We start from the raw sequence: 26,403 nt of genomic DNA, 5'->3' as shown, positions 1-26,403 counted from the left end.
CGCTTGTCGAAGAGCGACTACACATCGTTTGTCAGCCGGACGACGATTCGGTTTCCATGGACTTCGACAACCGAAATGCTTGAGCCATCTTCGATGAACGGGCCGTCGCTGACGACGTCGTACAGCCGTCCGGCAATCTGAGCTTTGCCTGCGGGGCGAAGGACCGAAACTGCTTTACCAACTTCTCCGACCAGTTCGGCATGGGGTCGTGAATACTCTGGTCGCAGGCGAGGTTCATGCGGGTCGAACACTTCTGCGGCAGGAGGGGCAAGGACCATTTCTTTGAGGAACGGAATCGATGGTAAATACCGACTGATCAGCATCGCAAAGATGATCACCCCGACTAAAGATGCTGCGAATGGGGCGAATGAAATCATGGCACGTTCGACGTCGTATTCGATCCCCATTCCGGTCAGGGTGTTGCTCGCCATCACCAGCGAACCGACGACCATGAGAATCCCGGAAACACCAAACACACCAAACCCCGGGATGACGAAGATCTCGAGCGCGAGGCAACTCAAGCCGAGAACAAACATTCCGATTTCGAGTCCCGTTGCTGTGCCTCCCAGCATGCGACTCCAGAAGAAGACGCCGAACGCGGCGGCTGCAATGATCCCGAAGAATCCGGTCATCGTCGCCATTTCGATGTAGATACAGACGATCGCCAGAAAGAAGAGCATTCCGGTGACCCAGGAACTGTTCAGATAGAACACGAGTGTGTCGACCCACGAACGTTCGACCACCCGGAATTTGGTATCCAACGGAATTCCCAGTCGTTCCTTAAGTTCATCCGGGCCAGATACTGGAGTCTCAGCGATCTTCAGTTCGTGAGCACGATTTCCGTTGACGATGACAGCGATTCCCGGGCGAGACTCTGTAATCCGAGGGCCTTTAATCCATTCGCCATTGGCTTTGTGGATTTCATCATCGGACATGTACCACTTGCGACCGGTTTCCTTATGCGTGACTTCAAAGACTTCGAGGTTCTGATCCGCGAAGGCTTCGATGACAGCTGCGGGACGATTTTTCATTTCCGCGAGTTCGCGCAAGTGTTTGACTTCGCCGCTGAGCAGTTTTGCCTCTGCTTCAACGAGAACTCCCGGCATCATCAACACGGGGATTGCATTCCCGATTGTTGCTTCGGGCTTCATGTAAATTTCGTCACAACCGACCGCCAACATCGCTCCCCCGCTGAAGGCTTCTTCCGGGATGTAAGCCACGGTTCGGATGTCTCGTTTTGACAGGTCGGCTATGGCTTTCGAGAGATCTTGCGAAGCCCACAGGTAGCCGCCGGGCGAATCGATCTCGAAGATGATGAGTTTCGCACCGCTGCTGACAGCCTGGTTGATCTGCCGCATTGCGAACGCGAAAAAGACATCATCGATCATGTCATGCAGTTCGATGTATGCGACGTTTTCGATGTCCTCAGCCGGAGCCAGTTCACGAATGGATTCGATGGGAAGACCATAGGTGTCGATGAGTTCCCGTCGGTCTTCTGCGGTTCGCGACGCGAGAATCTTTTGTCGCTGGGCATCGCGGCCGGAGATCGAGTAAGGGACACCCGGTTCTTTGAGTGTTTTGCGTTCGGTGATAATGACACCGTCATCGAGCAGTTGCGATGCGGTCGCTTCACTGACGAGTCGCGTTTCTCGCTCCCCGTTGCCGGTGTCGATGGTTAATTGGACGAGCGATTCCGCCGGGTCCATCAGGGCCAGCGCTAGTGGCTCGTTGACGTTGATATTTCGGCGTTTGGCCACGATCGTTTTGACGATTGTCTGTTGATCGTCTGGGAGTGCCTTTCCGCGTCCCATATCCCCGATCGAAGCTTGGGGATGCAGAACGATGTCATTACAAGAGAGTGCGACGAGCACGTTGTTTCCGGAGATCGTTTCCGGAACCCACGCAATTGTCGACACCGCAGAGATAGCTGGGCTCGTCAGAAATTCCGCTAGGGCATAAGCGTGATGGAACTGAGAGATTCCCGGCTTGATTTCCAGAATGAGCGAGGCAGGACGTTGTTCCTCATTGGCCAGATCCTGTAGCTCAAGACCCGTTCGGCGGACCAGCCCCAATGTTTCATCGGTGAGCGGACTCTCAATGGTCACGAGTCGACCGATCGGTTTTGCCTCACGATCCTGTGCTTCGGCAAACGAACAGCTGACCAAAACGACGCCCATCAAAACGATCGCAGCGGTCCAGCCTCGGCAGCATGTCAGAGAAAATGGCATCGATTGAGACATGATCTGTCACTCGGTCTTTCTGGTCAGCCTCTTTGATTTTTCTCGTTCAAGGAGTGGATAAAGGTTGGGATCTGCAGAAACCGGGGTGAAATCTCTGAAATTATGAACGTTCGCTGAAGCGATGCTCGCATGGTTTGACTTCATGAAAACCCTGCATCAGTTCAGATTGTGGTCCCGATCGCGAATCGTCGATTGGAGTTCAGTGAGATGCTTAAGCTTCGAGAAAAGTTCGGCGAAGCCACTCTATTCAGTGTGCGACAATTATACTCCGTTCCGAAAACGAGGGTCAAACTTTAACGGAAACGCGTGGATCAGGCCCGTGGATCAGAAGAGTTGCGAAAGTTATCAATCTCGCGAATTTCATCATCACAATCGGAATCCGGGCGAGTTCTGATCGATCATCTGAATCAATCAGCTTGCGTGATCGGGCTGATTCCCGACGGAGACAAGCGTCGATCTCTTGACGATCAGTGCGTCTGTGGAAGAATAGGGGGAGTTGTACTTCTGCCAGATCCGATATGATTTCGAGGATCAAATGCGGTGGATTGAGTGCATCGTGTCAAATGTTTGTGGCAGATGATTTCCGGGAGAGTGCGGGGTATGCCGACTTATGTCTACGAAGTTGTGAATCCGGACGGTTCGGGAGGCGAAACTTTCGAACTGATTCAGCCGATTAGCGCTGCTCCGTTGGAAACACACCCCGAGTCAGGTCTTCCCGTGCGTCGAGTGATTCAGCCTCCGTTCATCGGGGGCCAGTGGTCGGAATCTGCGATGCACAAGAGCACGAACGACAACAAGAAGCTCGAAAAACTTGGATTCACAAAGTACGTGAAAGCAGGTGACGGAGTCTACGAAAAGACCGCCGGCAAAGGTCCTCGAACGATCTCCGGAGATGCTCCCGCCAAGTCCTCAGACTTCAAACATCTCGAATAGCATTCTCTCGCTCATTCAAAGTTGATTTGCCCGACCGTTCTGAGCGAGAGATTCGTCTTAGCCTCCGCCAACGAGTGTGACGATTTCCAGTTCGTCCCCATCTTCCAGTGCGCAGTCTGAATGCTTCGCACGGGGAATCAGCTCGCGATTTCTTTCGACCGCGAGGAACTTTGGATTCTTCCCAAGCTCTGAGAGAAGTTGTGCGATCGTCGTCTGTTCTTCGACGTCGCGAGGTTCACCGTTTACTGAAATCCGCACTTCAGGGCCTTATTGTTCCATGCTGACAAACGGACTTTCTGGCAACGAGTGAGACTCCTGACGATCAATTGAGAGTCTGAACAGGATGCCGAGAAAGTTGTCGTGTGGTTTGTTTCTCTGAGAAAAGATTGATTATAGTCACCCTGCAACGGATCAAACACCTCCACTCTTAAGGAGAATGCGACAAATGAACGGTGATCGTTTGGATGGCATCCGCGTTCTCTGTTTTATTGGAGAGATTTACGAAGATCTGGAACTGTGGTATCCGAAACTCCGCCTTCAGGAAGAAGGAGCTCACGTGACTGTCGCCGGGCCTGAGGCGGGGGTGGTCTACGATGGGAAGCATGGATACCCCGGAAAGTCAGATGCTGCCATCGCAGATATGGAAGCTGAAGACTTTCACGGTGTGATTTGTCCGGGAGGGTTTATGCCCGACAAGCTCAGGCGAGACCCGAAAGTTCTCGAATTACTCCAGCAGTTTGATGCTCAGGAGAAACTGGTGGCTGCGATCTGTCATGGCGGCTGGATGCCGATTTCCGCCGGGATTTACGATGGTGTGCGAGTCACTGGATCTCCTGGAATTAAAGATGATCTCGTGAATGCGGGGGCAGTTTGGGAAGATGCTGCCGTTGTCGTTGACGAACACTTCATCAGCAGCCGCAGGCCCGATGATCTTCCTGAATTTTGTCGCGCGATGATCCAGTTTCTTGAGTCAACAGCCAAAACACTTTGATTGAGTTTGAGATCAATTTGTCGTTGTCCAAGTGGCTGCCTGAATCAAAAGCCTTCATGCAGCGGTGAGACCGGTGAATGCCGGAGTCGTTGGTATTCGCAAGTTTCATGTTGAGTTTGACAAACGTTGGTTTTGACAAGGCCAGTGAGGATCGAGCGTAGAAACCTGTTCATGAATTCGGCAGCGGTTGATGCCCAAGATGGGAACGGACGATGGATTTTTTCAAATGGCTCATCGGTGGGCTGATTGGCGCGGCAATCGGGGCAGCAGTCTGGATCGCTGTCGTTCACTTCACGAACTATGAAGTTGGCTACATCGCTCTGCTGGTGGGCTTCCTGGCTGGGATTGGTGTCCGCGTCGTCGCGGGTGAAGAAGTCGGTATCGGGCCGGGGATTGCAGCTGTTGGAGCAGCAGGTTTTGCGATGCTGATCGCGAAGTATGTCCTTGTCTCGATCGTGATTGCTCAGGCTTTCGGGGGTGAAGATCTTGATCTTTCCGTGGCTGCTGGACCGGATCAGGGGATCTCCTACATGGCGGACGAAGTTGTCAGCGAAGCGATGGAACGAGAAGAGGAAGTCGCGTGGCCGGAAGATGACGCGGTGTACGAAGACGACATCGCTTCCAATGATTACCCGGAAGAAATCTGGGCAACAGCTACTGAGCGATGGGAAGCACTCGACGAGGCAGCACAAGCGGAGTTCATCGAAACGAAGCAGGCAGAAGAGAAGCTGTTTCTCGCTGAGTTTCAAGATCAACTGAAGCAGGAAATCTTCAAGCAGAGCTTCACTCCGTATGACCTGCTCTGGTTTGGATTGGCGGGTTTGACCGCTTACTCGACCGGAAACGGACTCAACAACGACGAGGAAAAAGTCGCTGCTACCGAACCGGAAGAGAGTGATGCCGAAGGCGACGGACCGGAACCGACTCAGCAGTCGTAAGCACTGAGTCCAAGGTCAGCAACAACGTCAAAAGGACGACGAATCACATCCGTTGATTCGTCGTCCTTTTTGTCATGTTGATCGATCCTGAAACGTTCGCATTGCCGTGTCGAGGAGGCAGGGCAGCGACTCGCCAACAGTTTCAGGACCGGTCCAGGGGCGTTTGACTTACTCGATCAAATAAACTTTGCCTCGCAGGCGAATCAGTAACCGTTCGTCATCTTTCTGGAGGGCGAGGAGTTCATTCTCGTCAACGGTGTTCTGCTGCGACAATTTGAAGTACTCGTCTGAGAACCTTTCGATCTTGACGATCTCCGTCTCGGTATTGTCGGGATCAATGTTCGCAGTTTCCGGTGTCACCAGAAGATTTCCTCGCTGGTAGAGCGTTTGCGATCCGGTTCTGCGAATCAGAGACTTGATCTTCTGGACGGCCGCTTCTTTGGACTCGACAACCTGACTCGCTGGGGTAGCAAGTTCGTCGCCGAATCCAAAACCTCCTGCGGCTGCAGGACGAGCGTTGTCTGCTGGAGCATTTGATGCTCCATAACCGCCATAACCAGAACTGCGGCTCAGGCGTGAACGGAAAGAACTCGAGCTGAGATTCGTACGTTGACCAGATGGCTGAGTAGACAGCGAATCAGTCGAGGCACCCAATCCGAAACTGTCAGTTCCGGATTCAGCGAGCAGTTCGAAATAGCCCTCGTCAGCATCTTGTGCTCCGTCTGCGCTCTTAAACAGCTGTTTGAAACCTCGCTGTGAGAATCCAAGGCGACCCTCAGCTTCCTCGAGAGTCAACAGACTGAACGACGACAGTCGGCGATTGCTGTCCGAGGCAAGTTCGGGACGCACGGTTTCGTCCGCGAGGAATGATGTGTAAGGAGTCAGAATTCCGTGTTTCGTCGACAGCATGACGAGTTCGTTGATGAGTTCGTCGTTCCTGCCGTTGAGATCCAGCTCATCGATCAGTTCTCCAATTCGTCGCGTTGCCCACAGCTTTGCGATGAATGGATTCGAATCGTTGTTAACCTTCTTTCGAAATTTTCCAGAGAACGTGAATTCCTGCTCCTCACCGCGGATGAATCCTGTGAGGCGGATCTTCGCAGCCCCGAATTTTCTGAACCGTCCGACGACGACAAGTTGCTCTCCCGAAAAGAGGTCGAGTGAGCCAGATGGGCTGACGCGGTTGATTCCTTGCCCAGGAGAACTGTCATCGAAGTCGAAGGTGAGTTCCGCATTGGTGAGAACCGGAGAGCTGATCCGTTGGAAGACTTTCGATACATACTCTTCAATATCTTCATCAGGGCGGACGTATTCGCCTAAGCCATGATTATCGCGGGAGAGTCGGTCGAGAAGCCGGCTGTTGACGTCGTAACCAACCCCGAATGTCAGCAGGCGAGCATTCACTGCGTTGGCCGCTTTGACGGCAGCGGCAATTTTGCTTTCGTTCTGTTCCCCAGTTGTCGGGCGACCATCCGTCATGAACAAGATGTAGTTCGGCAACTTCGATTCACTGAGCCCACTGAGTGCGGATGTCAGCGAGTCGTGGATGTTAGTCCCTCCACCAGCAAACAGACCGTCGACATATGCGAGGGCTGCTTCGCGTGTCTTCGAACTGAATTCCTGAAGTTGGCTGGAAAACGACTCGACTTTGCTGTCATAGCTGATGATGTTGAATTGGTCTCCGTCTCGCAAATTGTTGAGAATGAATTTCGCAGCTTCGCGAGCCTGTTCCATCTTTTGGCCAGACATACTGCCGGACTTGTCGACGACGAACACGACCGTTTTAGCTTGATATTTCTCGCTCTCTTTGGGGATCTTCGGCGAGGCGAGAAGCAGGAAGTATCCGTCCTCATCACCACTTGGGCGATGCGTTAAGAGAGTGGCACTGATGGAATCGTCGCTGGAATTGAAGAAGAGTCGGAAGTCTTCACTCGGAACGACATTGTTCTTCTCAATACTGACAGTCGCCCGTTTCTCGGAAGGCCGTTCAATCTTCACTGAGTGCGTCGGGCTGTAAATGTTTTGCAGAGGGGAATCGCTGTTCACGGTCAGTCGAAGTTGCAATTGATCGACAGGCTGGGAGGTGAACTGGGCAGTGCTGAGCGGAAAGAGAAACTCAGTAAGCTGATCCTGATTCCGCAGAAGCTGCTGATAAGTGATCGTTACCGTTCGCGTTTCACCAGCTGGAATGGGAAAGACGCTGGTCTGAAACATCCCTGTTCCAACCCATTCCAGAAGAGCGGGATCTTTCTTGGAGCGAACGATGTCCTGATAGCGGGTTCGTGCTTCGTCGGCAGGCAAGAGCTTGGCAGTCAGTTCCTCCCCATTCACCATGAGAGTCATCGAGTCGATGGCCCCGTCGTACGGGAGTGGGAAGATGAACTGGGCTTCGATCGTGCCGGACCCTGAGTTGTGAAACTTCTGCGACACCTGAATGTCTGCCAGCTGGTTATCGATTTTTCCTTCGACCAGAATCTGCTGGATCTCGTAACTCATCGCCGACGGCGGGACAGTGACACGCGGGAGTCGGATACCATCATTGTTGATGACAAGAATGCCTTGGGCGAAGGCAGAGACTGGAGCAATGACCGAAACAGCCACGAAGAAAGCGAGCGTTCTCATAGGGTGGACTCCCTGACAGGCCTGTGAACGGAAGAGAGTGGCCGACGTTTCTGACGACTGGAATTTATTGACGGTCGCCACGGTCAATCGTTCCAACAACTTTGCGATTTTATAATCGTACAGTTGTAAGCGAATGTCAAGGTGATGTCGTTAGCGGGGCCAATTGACCGCTCCGAGACCATTCGATAGAACGGAATTGCAGCCTGTTTTTATCGAGAAAGCTCTCATGGCCTGGTTTCAAACAGAGATTCAATTGCCTCGTGCGTCGCGTGGATTTCACTTAATTACGGGACATGTTCTTGAGGCTGTTCCTGCAATTCGCGAGACGAAAATCGGTCTGCTCAATCTGTTTTTGAAACACACGTCCGCTTCACTGACTATCAACGAGAACGCTGACCCTGATGTTCCGATCGACATGGAGTCATCGTTGAATGCGATTGCTCCGGAAGACTTTCCGTATCGGCATACTTGCGAGGGACCGGACGACATGCCCGCGCACGTCAAAGCGTCACTGATGGGGAGCAGTCTGACGATCCCGATTTCATCCGGACGACTCGCACTCGGAACGTGGCAGGGAATTTACCTGTGTGAACATCGCGATCGTGCATCATCGCGGCGGTTGGTGATCACGCTGCAAGGCGAACAGGAATAGCGTTCGAATGTGCAGCAGGTTCGAAAGCAGTCTTCCTCAGAGCATTTTCTGATTTGGTGTGCACAGGGAAGAGCAACTTGTTCTAGAGCGACGCGTGACGGTGTTCGGCCGGGGTCGTCGACTTCGAATTCGCTCCAGTGGGGAATTCGAGTGTGGCTGGTGTCTCGGTCGATTCTTTGTCGGACGGCTTGGTGTGCTTCTCGATGATCTTGCCCATCATTCCTCCAAGCAGTGCTGGGAGTAGAATGACATCGGCGATCAAAGCCATGCCGACAAGTCCCGCCATGAGCAGACCGAAACGGGAAATCAGTAGCAGCTCTGCTCCCGAGAGCATCACGATTCCCAATGCAATCGACGCGCTGGTTTGCCACATCGCCGGGCCAGAATGCTGAAGCGCGAGAACAATCGAATCCTCACGCGAACATCCTTGGCGAATTCCATCCTGAAACCACGTCAGAAGGTGGAGTGTTCCGTCGATGGCGATTCCCAAAGCGACGGAAGCTGTGATCATCGTTCCAATATCGACAGGAATTCCCATCCACGCCACGAGTCCGAAAACGACTCCCACTGGAAACAGGTTCGGCAACATGGCGAGTACGCCGGAAATCGGGTTCCGCAAGACTCCAATCATAACAATGGCGATCACGCCGAATGCTAACGCGAAGCTGTTGATCAAGCTTTCGAGAACAGCTTGCTGTGTGCGAAGAAACAGCGGCACCATTCCCGTCACGAGATAGTCAGCACCTTCTTCACCTTGGAGCTGTTCCGCGACGAGTGTGTTCAGTTCAGATGTGAGGACAGAGTAATCGACATCTCCAGTGACGACTGTTTGAACGCGAATTCTCCAGATCTCTTCATCAGCATGAATGTCAACGGGACGACCGCCGAGAGAGGGCAGTTCCAGCTTGACGGTGGCTTTTCTGGCGAACTCCTGAATGGATGGTTCTTCGCCTTCGAAGATGACCTCTTCCTTCCGCTGTAGACTCCGTTTGTATCTGATGCGAACTGCGGAACTGGCATTTTCGCTTGGTTTCTTAAATGGGTCTCGAAAGTCAGCCAGCGACAGAGTGCCACTCACTCCGGGATGCTTCGCGACCTCTTCTTCAACTCTGCGAACGACTTCAATTCTCTCGTCAATGTCTAGACGATCGACCACTTCAGGACGAAAACTGATGACGATGTCGAGCGGAACAATTCCGGTGAGTCCCTCTTCCAGGTAGTGATAGTCCTGAGAGATCCGGGTCTCGGGTGGGAAGTAGCGAATGACTTTCGTTTCCGTCTGAAACCAGCGAAGGCCGTAGACAGAAAAGACAAAGAGGACAAGACAGGCTGTGTAAACGGAAAGGCGGTGGTGCACGATGTAGCGTGCGAAATGCCCCCAGACAGTCGCTTCTTTGTCAGCATGTTCAGAGAACTTCTGCTTGCGGCCCGGCCAGACACTCATCAGTGATGGAAAGCCGATCAGAATCATGAACAGCGAAGCAAAACAGCCCACAGCTGCGTAAAGCCCGAATTCCCGGACCGGTTCGAGTACGGCAGTCAACAGTGAGGCCATTCCAATTGCCGTCGTTGCACTGGCGAGAACGCACGGCTTCCACGCCATCTTTACTGCGGTGGCAATTGGATGCGGTTCATCGTGCATCACCGCATTTTTCCAATAGTTCGCAACATGGATCGCTCCTGAAGTGGTGAGGACCAGCAGCAGGTCAGGCAGCACAATCAGGACCATATTAAGTGACTTGCCTGTCATCGGAATCAGCGCGACGACGACCATACATGTGAACATCGATGACGCTGTTACCAGCAAAGACAGTCGCAAACTTTTGAGCAACAGGAACGAGACCACCACGCCCACCACAGCGGAGAGAAGAATCGGCGTGCGTTTGTAGAGGTTCCAGATTGGATAGTCGGTATTCCAGATCGCCCGGCGAGCTTCCTGATTAAGGCGGGCACGACTGATCGGGCTTCCAGCGAGTCGAATTTCGTCCGAAGGCACTCCCGCCTTGACGGCACGTTCAATGATGGAAGTTAACGCATCGTTGAGATCACCATCGTCGATCGGATTCAGCGAGATGGCGACCGCAGCTGGAGATCCTGGAGCAAAGAACGCGCGCTCGACGAGACTTTGTCCGTCGTGGCTGAGTTCAGAAAGCTGTTCGATGACAGACTCAGCGATGGGATTCGTCGCAGAAATTCCGGACCAGCGAAGCTGAAAGTCGTGAGCTGGCATTTCGAACGGAAGCGGCTCTTCGTCTTCTGACTCAAGTTCCAGATCTTCATCAGGCACGGTTACGGCAGAAAGAAGTTCGACACGTTTTCCCACGACTTCGCGAGTTGCCGCTCGAATGGCCTTCTGTGTCTCTTCAAGCCGGGAGCGGCCTGCTTCCGTCAATTGGACTTTAAGAAATCCGTGGCCAATGAAAATGCCGGTGATTCGCTCGATCGCATCTTCCGGAGCCACGTTGTTGTCATCGATCATCCGATCAAGGACTTCTCGCGGGGTGACGACATCTCGGATGGCGGGGATTTGATTGATCCCGTTTTCGCGAAGCGATTCAGCAAACCGCTGCATCCGTCGATCAACGAGCGTACTACTATCCCACGAGACGAGAACTCGGTCATCGCGTTCGAACTGGCTGGTGAACCAGGTTAGCGCAACGGCTTCCGGATCGTCGCTCGGCAGCCAGTTCGTGACGTCGTTTTCGAGATCGACGTCTTTAATCACGACCGCTAAAACCGGGATCGACAACATGAGAAGGACAACGACCCACAGTGCAAGTCCATTGCCCCACCAGTCTCTGATATAAAAGAAGCGCTCCATGCGGGAACGATCCAATTGGATGAAAGTGGGAAAAAAGTCATTGAAAGATGGATGTCACTCCGTTTCTTATGGTGACAGATTCCAACCTTCATCCCAAGCGACTGTAATGCCACAAACAGTATGAAGTTGAGGATTTTTGGGTGGAGGCCTATAAAAAAACTGTTCGCTTGAATCCTCAAGGTTTCCTTAGTTTCCCTGTTTGACAACCTGACTGCCGAAAGAGCATTTGGCCTTCAGTCTGAAAGATTAGGAGATCTGACGAAGGATTTTGCTCCTGCGAACACAGGAGCGAGGATCGGATCAGTTCCTTCCGTCTCCTGATTTTCAGGAGAACAGGAGCTGTTTGTTACGAATCGACAGGACAGTCGCCGGAGGATCGTTGTTTGATTGCGCAGAGTGTTCCGAACACCCGAATTCGTCTCAAAAACCTTGGTGCACTGGCTGAAGCTCTTCTGTGGGCTGGATCCTACTCATTTGCACAACTCCTTTCGTTTGTTGTCTTTGTGTCGCTGTTGTTTACGGCAGCTTTCGGTTTTCAATGGCCCGACCACGAACGTCTCATGCAGTTTGCGCTTGAGCTGGGACTCGATCAGTCGTTTGTGCTGATCGGCGTGACGAGTTTGGGGGCTCTCATTCTGCTGGTCCCGCTCGTCGCTTGGCGACTTGGATCGAGCTACCGCGAGCAGGTTGGATTTCGTTCGCCCCGGCATGAAGAGGTGATCTTCGCGATCGCGATGGTTTTGCCCATCGCGATGCTTGGTGACTGGCTTTATTCTCTCGCCAGATCGTTGATGCTCGCCGTGTTCTCGACCGGGGAAGGTGCGGATTCGCTGGGAATTCTTTTCTCCGAAATTCACTCTGTACCGCTTCCGATGCTGATCGTCGCTTTGGCTTTGGGGCCTGCCATTGGAGAAGAATTGATTTTTCGCGGCGTGATCGGCCGTCAACTCGTGAGTCAATTCGGGACGCTGCCGGGCTCGATCATGACGGTGTTGCTCTTCTCGATTGCCCATACATCCCCCGCTCATGCCATCGCCACGCTTCCAATGGCTTGCTTGCTTCAATTTCTGTATCTGAAAACCGGGACGCTTTGGGTTCCGATCGTCGTTCACTTTCTCAACAATCTGCTAGCGGTTGTGATGGTGAAGTACGAAATCGCGACGAATCAGGCCCCGTCTCTGTTTCTCCTCGCTTGGGGATTCAGCTATCTCGGCGTTTTGCTGATCGCATTTGAGTACCGTCGACGCGCCTGGTCGTTACTCTAAGGTGTTTTATATTAATTGTTTATGTCGGATTGATTCGTTCTGGTCGAAAGCGGTTTGACGCGTTTTCGATTGAGGAAATCTCACTCTGCTCCTCACTGGAATCAAAACTCCGAACCAGCTACACTCCCGAATTCGCATATTCCGAACTCAATTTTCAGACGATGAAGGTCCGTCTCACCATGGACAGCACAAAGACTCTTGTCGACGTAAAGACAGCGTTGGCCCTCAAATACGAACGAAAAGCAGCACAGACTTCGAGCACACCTAAGCGTAAGCAATATGCTTTCAAAGCTCGAAAGTACCGTCGACAGCTTGCTCAAATGGCACACAACACCGAAAACTAAAGCACTCAAAGAGCCGAAACGCTCAAATCTGAGTGCTGAGTTTGCTGGAATGTGCGTTGATTCTGTCAGGCTGAAGTTTGGATCGTCCTCGACGTTAGGTCGTGAGACCTTTCAGGGCTGCTGCAGGATTTCTGACAGCGTCAACAGGAAAGCTATCCCGATCGAGTGAACTCGTTTTGTGAGCTGCTCGAAGCTAAATTCTCGGTGTGTTGATGAGTGAAGTCTGAAGCGTTCGTGCTTTCGTACTCACAAATGTCGTCTCGCTTCGCTTGCTTGTTTCAGTTGTATTTGGATTGGGCCTTCCAGTTTCTTGATGAGTTCTGACAGATAATTGCCGTTCAGGTTTTTCTGTGGTTGGGGATGAAGAGATGAGTGCAGAGCAGCGACTTCAGGAACTTGACATCACTCTTCCAACTCCGCCAGCGCCTGTCGCGGCATATGTTCCCTGCGTGCGTACTGGCGACCTCGTCGTTCTAAGCGGGCAACTTCCGTTTGCAGGCAAGAGTTTGCTGGCCACTGGGCGAGTGCCATCGCAAGTTCCTGTTGATCAGGCTCATTCAGCTGCTGAGCAGTGCGTTCTCAACGGACTCGCCATTCTTCGCCACGAATTGGGCGGCGATTTGAACCGTGTACGGCGGGTTGTGCGGATTGGCGTGTTTGTTCAGTCTGATGACAGCTTTCACGATCAGTCACTCGTAGCGAATGGTGCGAGTGAACTGCTGCAGAAAGTTTTTGGGGACGCAGGTAAGCACGCACGCGTCGCTGTCGGAATGAACGCACTTCCTCTCAATGCAGCAGTCGAAGTCGAAATGCTCTTCGAAGTCGCTGATTAGTTTCTGAGCGACCATCTCGTTCGATCATCTTCCAGTCCCGAAGAGTTCTGTTTCTCTTCTTCGGGGTGCAGATTGATGCACAGTTCCCACCATTTTCGTGATGAGCGGGAGCGCGAGCAAAGTTGTGATTCGCATTCGGAGCCATGTTCTCCGGGCATCTTTGTATTCCGTTTGCTTTGAATCGGCCCGATCACTGCGCATTCTTTCCAACAGAGAAGGATCAGCTGCAATCAGCGAAACTGGAAGTGTGGGTGAGAAGTCGGCTCGCGGGGCGCGAATGGCGTTCTGATTCTGCGCGAGGCAATTGCTTTCTTCGAGAATCGTTCTGTTTGCTCGAACTTATGATCAGATAACCGGATCGACCGTCGCATTTCGTGCAATCGGGCAAAGTAGCACAATCCGGCAATGCAGGCGAAATCCGCGTATTCATCCCTGAATCACAACAACAAATTGGTCGGGAGAGCATCCATTCCGAAGTAGCGTTAAACGCGAACGTAAGCTTCCAGTCGTTTAAGCGTATCGAAACAAAGTCACGCAGTAAGGAATGGTCAGTGATGAGTGTGCAAGCCATCACACCTAAGAAACAGCAGTCTGCCCCCACGAGTGGGTTCGCGGGCTGGTCGTTGATTGGCTGCGTGCCGCCGTCCACATCTCTCACGGAAACGCCGATCGAAACCGCATCGTTCGTGATCGGCCGCCGAGCAGAGAGTCAGCTGCGCCTGAAGTCGCAATGTGTTTCAGGACGTCACGCAGAGATTTTGCAGATCGGAGAGTCGCTGTTCATCCGCGACCTCGACAGCACGAACGGCACATTTCTCAATCGCCGCATGGTGAGTGGACCGATTCCAATCAAGCCGGGCGATCACATCCAAATTGCCGATGTGGAATTTCGCGTCGACTTCAAAAAGCCCGAGCCAGATTCAGCTGAGAAGAACCTGCTTGAGCAGAAGAAGACACTGCCAGCAGTGCACGCTCTGCAGTCTGATTGGGTGATGAGTCAGCTTGAAGATCTCATCGTTCAGAAAGCAATCATTCCGCACTATCAACCGATCGTCGCGCTGGGCGATGTCAAAATCGTCGGCTACGAAGCATTGGCACGCAGTGAAGTCGTCGGGCTTGAGAGCCCCGCTCGAATGTTTCAGACGGCGGAAATCGTCAATCGCGAGGTGGCGTTAAGCATTGTCTGTCGCGATCAGGCCATTCGTCACGCTCCCCATGCTGAGCCGTGTCCGCCGATTTTTGTGAACACTCATCCCAATGAAAACATTGAAGTCGACGTCCTTCCGACGATTTCACGGCTTCAGAAAATTCGGTCTGACGTTCCGATCGTTGTCGAGTTCCACGAGAAAACCATTCAGAGTCCCAGCATCATGCGAGAGAATCGCGCCATGCTCGCGGACATCGGAGTGAAAGTGGCGTACGACGACTTTGGAGCAGGTCAGTCTCGCTTGATTGAACTCGTTCAGTCTCCGCCGGACTATCTGAAGTTCGATGCATCGTTGATTCGTGACCTGCACGAAGCGAACGACTACCAGAAGAAGATGCTTCGAATTCTCATCGAAACAGCCCGCGACTTCGGAATCGTGACGCTGGCTGAAGGCATTGAGAACGAACAGGAAGCCGAGGCTGTCTTCGAGATCGGTTTCGATCTGGCCCAGGGTTACTTCTACGGTCGGCCTGCTCCCGTTCAGCTTTAGATCAATTGGACAGTCTCTTTTCGCACACTCAAGCGAGCCTCTTTCGATGTCGCTATTTGCGACGAACCCCCTATCATCTTCTGCCACTAACCAAACGCTTGTTTTTTCCCAACGGGCGTCTTCAGACTGGGCTGCTGAATCGCTCGCTGTTGCAGAATGGAGCGAGAAAGTCGAAGTGGCTATTCTTCTCGACAGATGCGTGCTCGGCAATGTCTCTCGAATGAGGCTGGCCTCGCAGAGACTTCCCACGGAGAACATCTGAGAGAGACCGCAACGTTGCTGTGTCGATGTAATGGATGACCATGAAGATTTTCGTTTACGAATCCCTGTGTGCGGGAGAGTTTTCCAGCAGCGAGAATTGTGATGAGCTGTCGGAGTCGCTGACGGTCGAGGGCAGAGCAATGCTTGCGGGGGTGGTGAGCGATCTTCTCGCAGTGGTAGCCGATGCTCAACGTACGAAGATTGAAGTGACTTGTCTCTGGAACGCGAACGTCGTCCCTCCGAAAGTTTTGAGTGATGAGCGAGTCCGTCTGAAAAGAGTTGATTCAGAGAGTGAGCTGGCTGCTCACTTCAAAGCATTCTGCGAAGAAGCGGATATCACACTCGTGATCGCTCCTGAAATCAATCAGCGACTGTTAGAGCTTTGCGAGACTGCGGGAGCACTGTCTGATCGTGTCTGGAATTGCAACCCGTCTGCAATCGAACTCTGTTCGGACAAGTACACACTCAACGTTGAACTGGAGCGATGGGGGATCCGCTGTGTTCCCGAGATCTCTGAATCCGAACGGCATTCGTTCTCAGGCATGTGCGTTTTCAAACCTCGCTTCGGGGCTGGGAGTGATGGAATCGAAGTTTGTTCGGCAAGCGATTTGCAAGTTCGTGAGATTGATCGATCGCAGTTTGTTGTGCAGCCGTTCTTGAAGGGAAGGCCGGTTTCCGTCGCGGCCCTGTTTGGTTCTGACGGGCAGGTTTTGATGGCTCTGCCGGTGGCGGAACAGCATCTTTCGAAGGATGGGACGTTGTCTTATTTGGGGGGACGAATTCCGGCTGATGGCATCTCTGCAGTTCATTTTGAGAGGCTTCTTCATCAAATTGCTGAACGGATCAGCGGGCTGAGGGGATATGTCGGCATCGACTGTCTTCTCCTCGAAAACGATCCCGAGCCGGTTGTCGTCGAGATCAATCCTCGCTTGACAACAAGCTATGTTGGCTACCGTGCATTGCTCACGAACAATCTGATGCGCGTTTTGTTGGAGGATGAATTAGAGCGACCCGAGTTCACTGCGGACTCTGTAGAGTTTTTGTCGTCTGGCGATTGTGAAGTGATGCAGGCAGCACAGGGTTCAAGAGCATGAGCGACAGCCTGGGATTGGATATCGGTGGAGCGCATTTGAAAGCCTCCGACGGAACGACTTCGGTATCGGTGCCGTTTCCGTTGTGGAAGTCTCCAGAGAAGCTGGCAGATGAATTGAGAACGCTCATCGGGCAGTTTCCACAAACTCGCCAGATCGCCGCGACGATGACGGGGGAACTGGCTGATTGTTATCGATCGCGAGCTGAGGGAGTTCGAGAGATCCTCTCGTCGCTGGAAGAGGCGGCTGGCGGCCGGGTGATTCGTGTTTGGCAGACTGGCGGAGAGTTTCTGAATGTCGCGGAGGCGGAGGAATATTTTGAGCTGGTCGCTTCTGCGAATTGGCACGCCTTGGCAACATGGGCTGGCCGAGCTGATCCGGGGGGCAATGTGCTTCTCGTCGACTTCGGATCGACGACGACGGACATCATTCCGATTGAAAGTGGACTTGCTCTACCTGACGGCAGAACAGACCTCGAACGGTTGGCCTCTCGTGAATTAGTTTACACAGGCTGCAAGAGAACGTCGCTTTGCTCGTTGTGTCATGAAGTCGAAATCCATGGCACGCGATACGGAGTCTCTGCTGAGCACTTTGCAACAACTCATGATGTCGGCTTAATTCTCGGCTATGTTGCTGAGTCTCCAGATTGCCTGGATACCGCGGACGGACGGCCTGCCGATCGTGAACATGCCTTCGCGCGTCTCGCTCGGATGTTGTGCACTGATGAAGCAGCATTTGAGAGAACAGAATGGGTTCACGTCGCGGAGCAGTTTCTATTCGCTCAGGAAGAGCGAATAGGGATGGCGGTCGAGACCGTGCTCGATCGATGGCAGTGCCATCCAGCTGTTTGGGTCCTCGCTGGTGAGGGGGAAGCGATTCTGAGAAAGATGATTGACAATCGCCAGCTGGCACAGAATTCTAGAGAGTTGGTGTCTTTGAATGGGATGCTTGGTGCATCTCATTCTCAGGCTGCCTGTGCGTTTGCATTGTCCCGATTGTCTGACGAAAGAAAGCATTGAGCGCCTAACGCTGGCACTGACTTGATCTTCTGGCACCCCGGAAAAGGGAGTCGAGTTGACGTTGTCTTTCATTCCTGCGAGAATTTGCCGTGAAGAAACGGGTCGTGTGATGGGTTTTCTGCGACAGTCCCAGTGTCGCCATTCGTCGCACTATCTCCACACAAGCTCACATTCAACGTTGAATTTTCCCTAATGGATGACCACTTCATTATAGAGATGTTGCAGTTTGCAACGGCATCGCCGATGCCTCTGCGTCTATTAGTGAAACGGCCGAACAGTCCTCTCGAAGAAGTGGATGTCGCGAAACCGTTCGTCATCATTGGTCGACATGCTGAATGTGACATTGTCATCCCTCATGAATCTGTCTCAGCGCGGCATGTCTATCTGCAGGCGATCGGAAATCGCATTGCTGCCGTTGATCTGTTCAGTCGAAGTGGAGTCGATTGGGGAACGGAGAAGTTCCACGGGTGGCTCTCCAAAGATCATCTCGTGGGGATTCTTGAGAACAAGATTCGACTCAAAGATGACATCTGGGAAACTGGCAACGATCTGAAACCCCCTTTGTCGTTTCGACCTCGCGATGAGTTTCGTGAGGAATATGGAGTGCTTCCAAAAGTTGACCTCGAGCTATTGAACACTTCAGCGAAAGGGCAGAAGTGGCCGATCAATCGAGTCATGACACTGGTCGGTCAGGACGAACGGTGTCGGATCACGATCGTCGACAAGAACGTCTCACGGGTTCACTGTTCGTTGGTCTTGCTACCGTCCGGGTTGTGGGTCATCGATCTCAGCTTTAAGCGCGGATTTCTTGTCAACGGACAGCAGTGTCGTTGTTCGCTTCTGGCTGACGGAAGCGAGTTGCAGATTGGTCCGTACTTGCTCACTCCTCGCTATTCGATTCCGCCTCAAGAACATCAGGGAGCGGTGCAGGGAACGAATGAATCCGATGCTGACTTCCTGACGCGTCAGAACAAAATCTTCAAAACAGAACGGGTCGGCGACACCATGATCGTCGTTCCGATCGGCGATTCGCAGACCTACTTCTATCAGGACATCCACACCGAGGCGAGTCGTGTCAAAGATGCGATTAACCGCCAGGGGACGAAGAATGTCGTCATCGACTTTTCGCAAGTTGAGGCGATCGGCCATATCATGGTTGAATCGCTCGTGCAGTTTTGCCGCATGGGCGCAGCCAGTGGAAAGTCTGCTTTGTGCGGATGCAACGTTTCGACTTATGAGATGTTGAAGACGACGCGCATGCTGCAAATCTGGGATCATTACCAGACTCGAAGCGACGCTCTGCAAGTTGTGTCGATGCCCTGATCACAACTGCTGGCTCACTCTGGAAAGTGTCCCAAGTGAAAGTTATTCACGTCATCACACGGTTGATCTTGGGCGGCGCGCAAGAAAATACGCTGCATACCGTTGAAGATCAGCACACGCTGCATGGGGATGACGTCACTCTTGTCATTGGCCCATCGGAAGGACCGGAAGGGACGCTCGTTCCACGTGCGATGCAGGGAGGGTTTCCAGTCGAAGTCGTTCCGAGTCTTAAACGCAGCATCCTGCCATTCGATGACTTAAAAGCCTATCGCCACCTGGTTCGACTCTTCAAAGAACTCAAACCCGATCTGGTCCATACCCACAGTTCAAAGGCTGGGATACTGGGTCGACTCGCTGCTCGAAAAGCTCGCGTTCCGGTCGTTCATTCGATCCACGGAGCGGCTTTCCATTATGGGCAGTCGCGAGTCGCCTACAATTCTTATGTCGCTGCGGAGAAGTATGTCTCCAAGTGGACGGAAAAGTTCATCTGCGTGGCGGATGCCATGAGAGATGCCTATCTCGCAGAGGGCATCTCGACACCTGATCGTTACGTGACCATTTACAGCGGGTTTGATGTCGATCCGTTTCTCAGCACGCAGCATGACCGGAATGCGATTCGAGAAAACCTCGGCTTCAGTTCAGAAGATATTGTCGTCGGGAAGATTGGTCGCTTGTTCCATTTGAAGGGACACGAGTTTCTGATCGAGTCCGCACGTCAAATCGTTCAGCAAGATCCGCGCGTTAAGTTTCTCTTCGTCGGTGATGGAATTCTTCGGCAGCAGTTTGAAGATCAGATTTCACAATACGGAATGAGCGATTCCTTTCGTTTCACGGGTCTCGTTCCGACGACACAGATTCCCGAATTGATGAGCGCGATGGACATTGTCGCTCACACCAGTCAGTGGGAAGGTCTCGCGAGGGTTCTCCCGCAAGGGTTGATCTCTGGAAAACCGGTGGTCTCCTACGACGTGGGAGGGGCAGGAGAAGTCGTCATTCCCGGAGAGACGGGATACCTTCTCAAGCGAGACTCAATTGATGCACTGACAGCTGCGATTCTGGAACTCGCTACCGATCCAAAACTGCGCCAGCAATATGGTGAAGAAGGAAGGCGAAGGTTTGCAGACCAGTTTCGCCATCAAACCATGACAGAGAAAATTCGCGAAGTCTATCAGGACGTCTTGCGTCAACGGGCCGACCGTCACGCGTAAACTTCGGCGTGTTCTTCTGTGCTCGATGACGTCAGAAAACGACGAACGTTTACGGTTGGGCATCACTGGGTGAAGAAGATGATGCCTGCACAGGCGAGGGCGAAGTCGCTTTGAGAAACTGGAGTCGGACTTCGTTTTCTCGTATCGAGAAGAGCTCTAGCTGCAGCTGGGAACTTCCGAATTGCAGCGTTGGGAGCGGTCGGGTGCTGTCGAGTTTTCGTGACGTCCAGTCTGTCCAGACGTCTGCCAGCATGTTGCGAAACTGCACTTCATCAACAGGTCCACTCCAGGCGGAGTCGAGGACTTCAATGGCTGGATTGGCGATCCATTCGACCTGAAGAGATTCCAGTCGATTGTCGCTGCGAATCGTTGATAGCCTGAGCTGCTGCTGCATTGAGAATTCAATGGTGCCTGTCGTTTTGTTGTCGCGGAGAACGACCTCAAAAGATGCTCGAGGAATCGACAGCGTGATGATTGTCGAATCGCTCTGATTAGCTTGTTCGGGCGAGTGAACTGAGAACGGCTCAATCAATCTCAACCCGACATCCCATTCGGGGAATGTGTCTTCGTCCTGTCTGCTTGTTCGCGGTCGACTAAGTTCGTCGAATCCGGTGAAAATCATTTCAAGGCTCTGATGCTCGGCGAGTTCAGCGAACTTGGCATCCTGAATGTCGAGAACGTTGATGTAAGCTAAACCGTCTGCGATGGCGAGTTGCGCGAGTGCCTGCAGTGCGTCGAGGGTGATCAGGAAATCGAGATGAGATTTCTGGCCGACATCCTTCAGTGTGAATTGATCGCCCTGAGTCGAGAGATCAGACGGTATTGAGCTCGACCGGTGAGTCAGGACTTCCATGTTGAAGACAATGGAAACGCCTCGCGTGTCTGTTCGAACCTGACTCGGGGAAACACTGAGGATGGGGACCAACGCCGGGAGCGGCCACAGCAATCGTGCCAGACGCGGAGCGTTGCGAGTTTGAAGTTCTTCCTGAACGACTTCCAACATGGTCGGCACGACGCCAAGGACAGCTTCTTCGATCTCATGCTTGCGGAGATAGAGTCCTCCAACTAACCCTGTGATAATGTTTGCTTTGGAGAAAGTTTTGCTGTCGAGGTGTGTCACGTCAGGCTTTGAGATGTGCCAGTTGTTGTCTTCGATCTGAAACTCCTGACGAAGCGGAACGAGTTTCAGTCCTGATGGTGTGACTGCGGGTTGAAATTCAACAGACAATCGAACCGGATGTTGGTGTCCCAGGTTGACCTGAAATTCGCTGGTCGTTGCGGATTCGTTGCCGAAACGGAGATGTGCTTTTTCGATCGTCAGAAGCAATGGAGAAAGGTCGAAGTCCGCGCGAAATCGACCTCCTGAAATCGCATGCAATTGGCACTTTTCGAGATGACCATCGAAGCGGATGTTCGAAAACAAGACATGGACGGTTCCTGAGGACGATGTGAATTCTCGTTCAATGTCAGGCAGGTCGCCTTGAAGTGCCGAACGTGGAAGGAACTCAGAAATCCCGTCAGAGATGCTGGCCAGTGCTTCATTCCCGAGGCGCAAGGCAAGCTTGTCCGCGAGGGTCACCTGAGTCATCAGCGACTGTCGGTAGAAGTTCGCCATGATCGGCAACTTGGCCGTTTCCGCCGTGCTCTCCAGCTTGACGACCTTGTCAGCTGAAGGATTCGTCAACCAGTTCAAGACGTCGGGATTTGCGAATGCAATTCTCCAGACATCGTGTCCAGCATTTTCGACGACGCTCAGTTCTGCATTTCCGCCTGCTTCGGAAAGTTTGCGAACGAGTTCAGCTGAGCGGTCTGACGGGATGAGCTCGTCATTCGATCCGTGAATCGCCCAGACTGGGATTTTTGAATTCGCGAGTGATTCCAGTTTGAGCCCCTTTTCAATCTCGCCGCCAGAGAGTGCCATGACTCCCTGCCAAAGTTCAGGCGAGGCTGCTGCGAGGCTCCATGCTCCATAGCCTCCCATTGACCAGCCACAGAGAGTTCGTCGAGACGGATCGATCGAGTACTCGGACTCGACCTGCATCAAGATCTTCAACGCTCTGTCTGTATCAGGCGAATTGGCCAGCCAAGCTGTCAGATGCCGTGAGCGTTCGCTTTCACACTGAGGGAACACTGCAATGAACGGAAGGTTAGGCTGTTGCTCTAAAGCGACTCCCAACCCGACTGAAAGGGGTTGGTAACCATCCGTTCCTTTTTCGCCTGCTCCGTGCAGAAAGAGCACCACTGGCCAGTTTTTGTCCGGCGAGTAGTCTGCTGGGAGATAGATTCCGTAGCGATGGTCGCCGGATTCGTCGTGAAATTCTTTGACCAAGAATCCACTCGGGAGTTCGACCGTTGACGAAGGAGGTGATACAGAGCACCGAGCAGAGCTGAGGAAAGCCAAGACAAGACCGACTGCAACTGCGCTCAGCAGTTGCAGATCACAGATTTCCCGCAGCTTGCCCATGAGTGAATCACTCCGCAGCGAGATTCTGTTCGTACAATCGTGCGATGTCTTCTTCAGTGACGGTGATGATCCGCGTGAATCCGGTGTGGGCTCGCTCGTAGGAGATTTTCGACGCGAGCTGCGGCTGCGATTGAATGGCTTCGGCGATCACATTTCTTTCTTCCGGAGTCAGCCCGCTGATCGCATCGTCCCAGAGAGTCTGAGTTTCGATGACAAGAGATTCCAGTCGAGGATCGAATTTGTTGTAACCAGCCATGTTTCTTTCGCGATGTGGATTTTTGAGAGCACAACACTGAGTTCTTACTGTAGCGGTCGAAGAATGGTGTGTCGATTGACGAGGCTGTTGTTGGACCGAATCGAGTCGCATTTTCGAGAGTGGTAACGGTTCCGAGAAGAAGTGCGTGGCAGGAGTGCGAAATCCTCGATGATTCGATACTTTGACGAGCTCAGAGACCTCCTCATTCTGTTCTTGTTTCACAGTCGATCGTCCTGAGGCGATTCCAGTTGCTCGGCTTTCGCGGTTTCGAAATTCGGTCGATTGCTGGGATGCGCGTTTAGTAGATGAGACGGCACAAGGTGTTGTGAAGATTAGAGTTGAGTGAGGTTGTCTCGGTGCGGAAGAGCTGGTTAACGAATTGACATCGCTACGGAAGACCAATCGCTGATGGCGGATCTGCAAGTCACGTTGAATCGATTAAAACTCCGAAATCCCATCCTCGTGGCATCGGGAACCTTCGGGTATGCGCGCGAGATGGCGGCGTTCGTTAATTTTTCAGAACTCGGAGGCATCGTTCCCAAAACGGTGACTGGAGAGCCTCGCATCGGGAATCCCCCGCCACGGACAGTCGAAACGTCTTCTGGAATGCTTAATTCGATCGGTCTCGATAACGACGGGATCGACGTATTCGTCAACAAGCACGTCCCTTATTTGACTGAGCTTGATACTGCTTTGATCGCGAACGTGGCTGGGCGAACGGTCGACGATTTTGCGATGCTGGCTGAGCGGCTGGCTGGTGTCGCGGGGATTGCAGCTGTCGAACTGAACATTTCGTGTCCGAATGTGTCTGGAGGAGTGGATTTCGGAACGAATCCGGACTCTGCGAAGCAGGTGGTTGAAGCAGTCCGCAACGCGTGTTCGTTTCCTGTCATTGCCAAGTTAACTCCGAACGTTACCGACATCACTGCGGTCGCTGCGGGAGTTGCAGAAGGAGGCGCGGACGCGGTTTCCTGTGTGAACACCTTCCAGGGCATGGCAATCGACTGGCGGAGACGGAAAGCGGTTCTTGGCAACGTGCTGGGTGGTTTGAGCGGACCGGCGATCAAGCCACTGGCCTTGCGTTGCGTTTATCAGATTGCCAAATCGGTCGATATTCCGATCATCGGGATCGGGGGAATTTCGACCATTGATGATGTTTTGGAATTCCTCGTTGCCGGGGCGACCGCCGTTCAAATCGGAACAGCGAACTTTTACAATCCTGCGGTCTCTGGATCGATGGCGACGCTGCTCAACCAGCAACTCGATGCTGACGGGATTCGGTCAGTCGCCGAGATCGTCGGTTCCATTCATCAGAAAACCCAGCAGTCTTGCTGATTGAGACGCGTTCGAGTTCCTTAACCAGATATTGTTGTGACTATGCGAGTTCTATCCGGTATCCAGCCCACTGGTCGATTTCATCTAGGAAACTACTTCGGCGCCATTCGGCAATACATCGCATTGCAGAACAATGAGCAGGCTTTCTATTTCATCGCGGATCTTCACGCGCTGACGACCGTGCGAAACCCGGAAGACTTTCGGGCGAACGTTCGTGATGCTGCCCTCGATTTGCTGGCTCTTGGGCTTCAGCCAGATCAAGCGACGCTCTTTCGACAGTCAGACGTTCCTGAGGTGACCGAACTGACCTGGCTGTTGATGACGGTGACTCAGATGAGCCTTCTCGAGAAGTGCCATGCGTACAAAGACAAAATCGCGAAGGGGCTGCCAGCGGATGCAGGTTTGTTCACATATCCCGTGTTGATGGCTGCGGACATTCTGGCTTACGACAGTGATCTCGTACCGGTCGGGCAGGATCAAATTCAGCATGTCGAAGTGACACGGGATCTCGCTCAGCGCTTCAATCACATTTACGACACTGAAGTCTTCGTGCTGCCGAAGTCTCACGTTCTTGAAAGCACTGCCAAGGTTCCAGGAACCGACGGCGAGAAGATGTCCAAGAGTTACAACAATACGATTGGTCTCTTCGAGCCACCAAAGAAGCTTCGTAAGAAGTTCATGTCAGTGAAAACTGACTCCACTCCAGTCGAGGAACCGAAAAATCCTGACACCTGTGCTGTCTTCGGCCTCTACAAACTCTTTGCGGATGAGTCTGAACAGAAGGCGCTCGCCGATCGCTACCGGGCCGGCGGAATGGGATACGGAGAAGCGAAGCAGGCTCTCTATGAAAAGACCATGGAGCACTTTGCCGAAGCTCGTTCTCGACGTGAAGAACTGGAAGCCAACCCGGACGAAGTTGAAGACATTCTTCGCGCAGGTGCAGCGAAAGCTCGAGCTAAAGCACAGGAAGTCCTCTCGCGAGCACGGGAAGCCTGTGGAATATCAGCACGCCATGCCAACTATTGAGCGGTCTTATTGAGTTCGTCTTCTGCAATGGCACGAAGGCCAATGCATCTCAGGAGAATAGATTTCAGTCAGCATCGCAGAACGGTCAGAATGATCTAGCTGCCGATTGGAACTGCGTTGACGATGTTTTCCGGCTGCTCGCCGCGAACCATGGCAACGATCTGATGGGCGACACGTTCGCGAAGTTCGATCAACGCTTCTTCGGAAACAAAGGCTGCGTGCGGTGTCGCGACGACATCCTCTCGTTGATACAGCTCGTCAGTAATGTCTGGAGGTTCCGGCGAGAAGACATCGAGCCCCGCTCCCGACAACTTGCCTGACTTCAGTCCCTGCAACAAAGCTTCAGGATCAACAAGCCCGCCGCGCGACGTATTGATGAGGACAGCTCCGGGCTTCATTGCTGAGATGGCCTGACTGTCGATGATGTTCTGCGTGTCGTCTTTGAGTGGCACGTGGAGGCTGATGTACTCCGACGTCGCCAGTACCTCTTCGAGGCTGACCATCGTGCAACCGGTGCCGTAGTCGTTCCCGGATGGAGTGTACGCGACGACTTCGAGCCCGAAGCTCTCCGCTCGAGCTCGAACCGCTTGACCGATCCGGCCGAATCCAATCAATCCGAGACGTCGGCCAGCAAGCCGTTTCATCGGAGGTCCGGATGCGAGATCGTACTCACCTCGTTTTGTTCGCAGATGAAAGAACGCCGCGTTTCTTTCAATCGCGAGCAGTAGTGCCAGCGTGTGGTCCGCGACTTCAGGGATGCAATAGTCGGGAATGTTCGTGACCGTAATCCCTTGAGACGTTGCAAAGTCGACATCGATGTTGTCGAGACCGATTCCCATCCGGCAAATGAGACGACAATCCGATGCGGATTCAATCACGGTTTTCGTCACTTGTCCCCAGCAGGTTGCGATGGCGATGACGTCTTCAGCAAGGTTTGCGAGGGTTTCTTCAGAGTCATCCGGAGCGTCGACGATTTCGAGTGACTCTTCCGACAGGATCTTGGACTCGATGTCGAGCTCAGTCCACGGGTGATCTGTGATCAGAACTTTTCTGGAGGCCATCGCGTTCGTTGTCCTTTTCCTGA

General features: G+C 52.9%; 21 protein-coding genes. 14 read left to right on the top strand and 7 right to left on the bottom strand.

The genetic code is table 11. The annotated features are described in order from the left end of the window. Window positions 1-17 precede the first annotated feature (17 nt). Window positions 18-2,240, bottom strand: coding sequence for an NfeD family protein (locus AB1L42_RS16935; RefSeq protein ID WP_367058478.1), 2,223 nt, complete (start codon window positions 2,238-2,240; stop codon window positions 18-20). 600 nt (window positions 2,241-2,840) lie between these two features. Here AB1L42_RS16935 and AB1L42_RS16930 point away from each other — a divergent pair. Continuing rightward, on the top strand, window positions 2,841-3,173 hold the full coding sequence (locus tag AB1L42_RS16930) for a zinc ribbon domain-containing protein (RefSeq protein ID WP_367058475.1): 333 nt from the start codon (window positions 2,841-2,843) through the stop codon (window positions 3,171-3,173). A 57-nt stretch (window positions 3,174-3,230) separates the two neighbouring features. Here the strand turns inward: AB1L42_RS16930 and thiS are convergent, their stop codons facing one another. Continuing rightward, a complete protein-coding gene (thiS, locus tag AB1L42_RS16925; RefSeq protein WP_367058472.1) occupies window positions 3,231-3,431 on the bottom strand; it encodes a sulfur carrier protein ThiS in 201 nt (66 codons plus the stop codon). A gap of 187 nt (window positions 3,432-3,618) precedes the next feature. Here thiS and AB1L42_RS16920 point away from each other — a divergent pair, with 187 nt between their 5' ends. Together AB1L42_RS16920 and AB1L42_RS16915 are read left to right on the top strand one after the other, a co-directional pair. Beyond that, entirely contained in the window at window positions 3,619-4,164 is a 546-nt protein-coding gene (locus AB1L42_RS16920; RefSeq protein ID WP_367058469.1) for a type 1 glutamine amidotransferase domain-containing protein, read from the top strand. A 212-nt stretch (window positions 4,165-4,376) separates the two neighbouring features. Then, window positions 4,377-5,102, top strand: a complete 726-nt coding sequence (locus AB1L42_RS16915) for a hypothetical protein (protein WP_367058466.1) — start codon at window positions 4,377-4,379, stop codon at window positions 5,100-5,102. A 168-nt stretch (window positions 5,103-5,270) separates the two neighbouring features. On the opposite strand, the gene AB1L42_RS16910 is transcribed toward AB1L42_RS16915, so the two are convergent. Beyond that, entirely contained in the window at window positions 5,271-7,724 is a 2,454-nt protein-coding gene (locus AB1L42_RS16910; protein WP_367058463.1) for a VIT domain-containing protein, read from the bottom strand. Between the two features lie 226 nt (window positions 7,725-7,950). Here AB1L42_RS16910 and AB1L42_RS16905 point away from each other — a divergent pair, with 226 nt between their 5' ends. Further along, on the top strand, window positions 7,951-8,376 hold the full coding sequence (locus tag AB1L42_RS16905) for a secondary thiamine-phosphate synthase enzyme YjbQ (RefSeq protein WP_367058460.1): 426 nt from the start codon (window positions 7,951-7,953) through the stop codon (window positions 8,374-8,376). Window positions 8,377-8,458: 82 nt separating this feature from the next. Here the strand turns inward: AB1L42_RS16905 and AB1L42_RS16900 are convergent, their stop codons facing one another. After that, complete coding sequence (locus AB1L42_RS16900; RefSeq protein WP_367058457.1) at window positions 8,459-11,197, bottom strand: MMPL family transporter; 2,739 nt, start codon at window positions 11,195-11,197, stop codon at window positions 8,459-8,461. Window positions 11,198-11,580: 383 nt separating this feature from the next. Between AB1L42_RS16900 and AB1L42_RS16895 the strand changes: the two genes are divergently transcribed. The 8 genes from AB1L42_RS16895 to AB1L42_RS16860 all read left to right on the top strand — a co-directional run bounded on the left by AB1L42_RS16895 (window position 11,581) and on the right by AB1L42_RS16860 (window position 20,238). Beyond that, window positions 11,581-12,462 carry a type II CAAX endopeptidase family protein gene (locus tag AB1L42_RS16895; protein ID WP_367058454.1) on the top strand — a complete coding sequence of 294 codons (882 nt, stop codon included), beginning with the start codon at window positions 11,581-11,583 and terminating at the stop codon, window positions 12,460-12,462. Between the two features lie 179 nt (window positions 12,463-12,641). Beyond that, window positions 12,642-12,806 carry a hypothetical protein gene (locus AB1L42_RS16890; protein ID WP_367058451.1) on the top strand — a complete coding sequence of 55 codons (165 nt, stop codon included), beginning with the start codon at window positions 12,642-12,644 and terminating at the stop codon, window positions 12,804-12,806. A 368-nt stretch (window positions 12,807-13,174) separates the two neighbouring features. Continuing rightward, window positions 13,175-13,639 (top strand): RidA family protein, encoded by a 465-nt coding sequence (locus AB1L42_RS16885; RefSeq protein ID WP_367058448.1) that lies wholly within the window; start codon window positions 13,175-13,177, stop codon window positions 13,637-13,639. Window positions 13,640-14,193: 554 nt separating this feature from the next. Then, complete coding sequence (locus AB1L42_RS16880; protein ID WP_367058445.1) at window positions 14,194-15,336, top strand: EAL domain-containing protein; 1,143 nt, start codon at window positions 14,194-14,196, stop codon at window positions 15,334-15,336. A 302-nt stretch (window positions 15,337-15,638) separates the two neighbouring features. Continuing rightward, window positions 15,639-16,691, top strand: a complete 1,053-nt coding sequence (locus AB1L42_RS16875; protein WP_367058442.1) for an ATP-grasp domain-containing protein — start codon at window positions 15,639-15,641, stop codon at window positions 16,689-16,691. After that, on the top strand, window positions 16,688-17,707 hold the full coding sequence (locus AB1L42_RS16870) for a hydantoinase/oxoprolinase family protein (protein WP_367058439.1): 1,020 nt from the start codon (window positions 16,688-16,690) through the stop codon (window positions 17,705-17,707). The genes AB1L42_RS16875 and AB1L42_RS16870 overlap by 4 nt, the downstream gene beginning before the upstream one ends. A gap of 216 nt (window positions 17,708-17,923) precedes the next feature. Next, window positions 17,924-19,030: an FHA domain-containing protein gene (locus AB1L42_RS16865; RefSeq protein WP_367058436.1), complete on the top strand. Its 1,107-nt coding sequence runs from the start codon at window positions 17,924-17,926 to the stop codon at window positions 19,028-19,030. Window positions 19,031-19,065: 35 nt separating this feature from the next. Beyond that, a complete protein-coding gene (locus tag AB1L42_RS16860) occupies window positions 19,066-20,238 on the top strand; it encodes a glycosyltransferase family 4 protein (protein WP_367058433.1) in 1,173 nt (390 codons plus the stop codon). 49 nt (window positions 20,239-20,287) lie between these two features. Here AB1L42_RS16860 and AB1L42_RS16855 read toward each other — a convergent pair whose 3' ends face one another. Next, window positions 20,288-22,567, bottom strand: coding sequence for an alpha/beta hydrolase-fold protein (locus AB1L42_RS16855; RefSeq protein WP_367058430.1), 2,280 nt, complete (start codon window positions 22,565-22,567; stop codon window positions 20,288-20,290). Between the two features lie 142 nt (window positions 22,568-22,709). After that, entirely contained in the window at window positions 22,710-22,958 is a 249-nt protein-coding gene (locus AB1L42_RS16850; RefSeq protein WP_367058427.1) for a hypothetical protein, read from the bottom strand. A 408-nt stretch (window positions 22,959-23,366) separates the two neighbouring features. Here AB1L42_RS16850 and AB1L42_RS16845 point away from each other — a divergent pair, with 408 nt between their 5' ends. Both AB1L42_RS16845 and trpS read left to right on the top strand, forming a co-directional pair. Continuing rightward, the gene (locus AB1L42_RS16845; RefSeq protein WP_367058424.1) at window positions 23,367-24,293 is read left to right on the top strand and encodes a dihydroorotate dehydrogenase; all 927 of its coding nucleotides are present in this window, start codon (window positions 23,367-23,369) and stop codon (window positions 24,291-24,293) included. 42 nt (window positions 24,294-24,335) lie between these two features. Then, complete coding sequence (gene trpS, locus AB1L42_RS16840) at window positions 24,336-25,319, top strand: tryptophan--tRNA ligase (RefSeq protein ID WP_367058421.1); 984 nt, start codon at window positions 24,336-24,338, stop codon at window positions 25,317-25,319. A gap of 95 nt (window positions 25,320-25,414) precedes the next feature. Here trpS and AB1L42_RS16835 read toward each other — a convergent pair whose 3' ends face one another. Then, window positions 25,415-26,380 (bottom strand): C-terminal binding protein, encoded by a 966-nt coding sequence (locus AB1L42_RS16835; RefSeq protein WP_367058418.1) that lies wholly within the window; start codon window positions 26,378-26,380, stop codon window positions 25,415-25,417. Window positions 26,381-26,403 lie beyond the last annotated feature (23 nt).

The organism is Thalassoglobus sp. JC818 (assembly GCF_040717535.1).
In the GTDB taxonomy this organism is placed as follows: Bacteria; Planctomycetota; Planctomycetia; order Planctomycetales; family Planctomycetaceae; genus Thalassoglobus.
The sequence above is the reverse complement of the archived record's forward strand: the minus strand, read 5'-3'. Positions and strand labels throughout refer to the sequence as shown.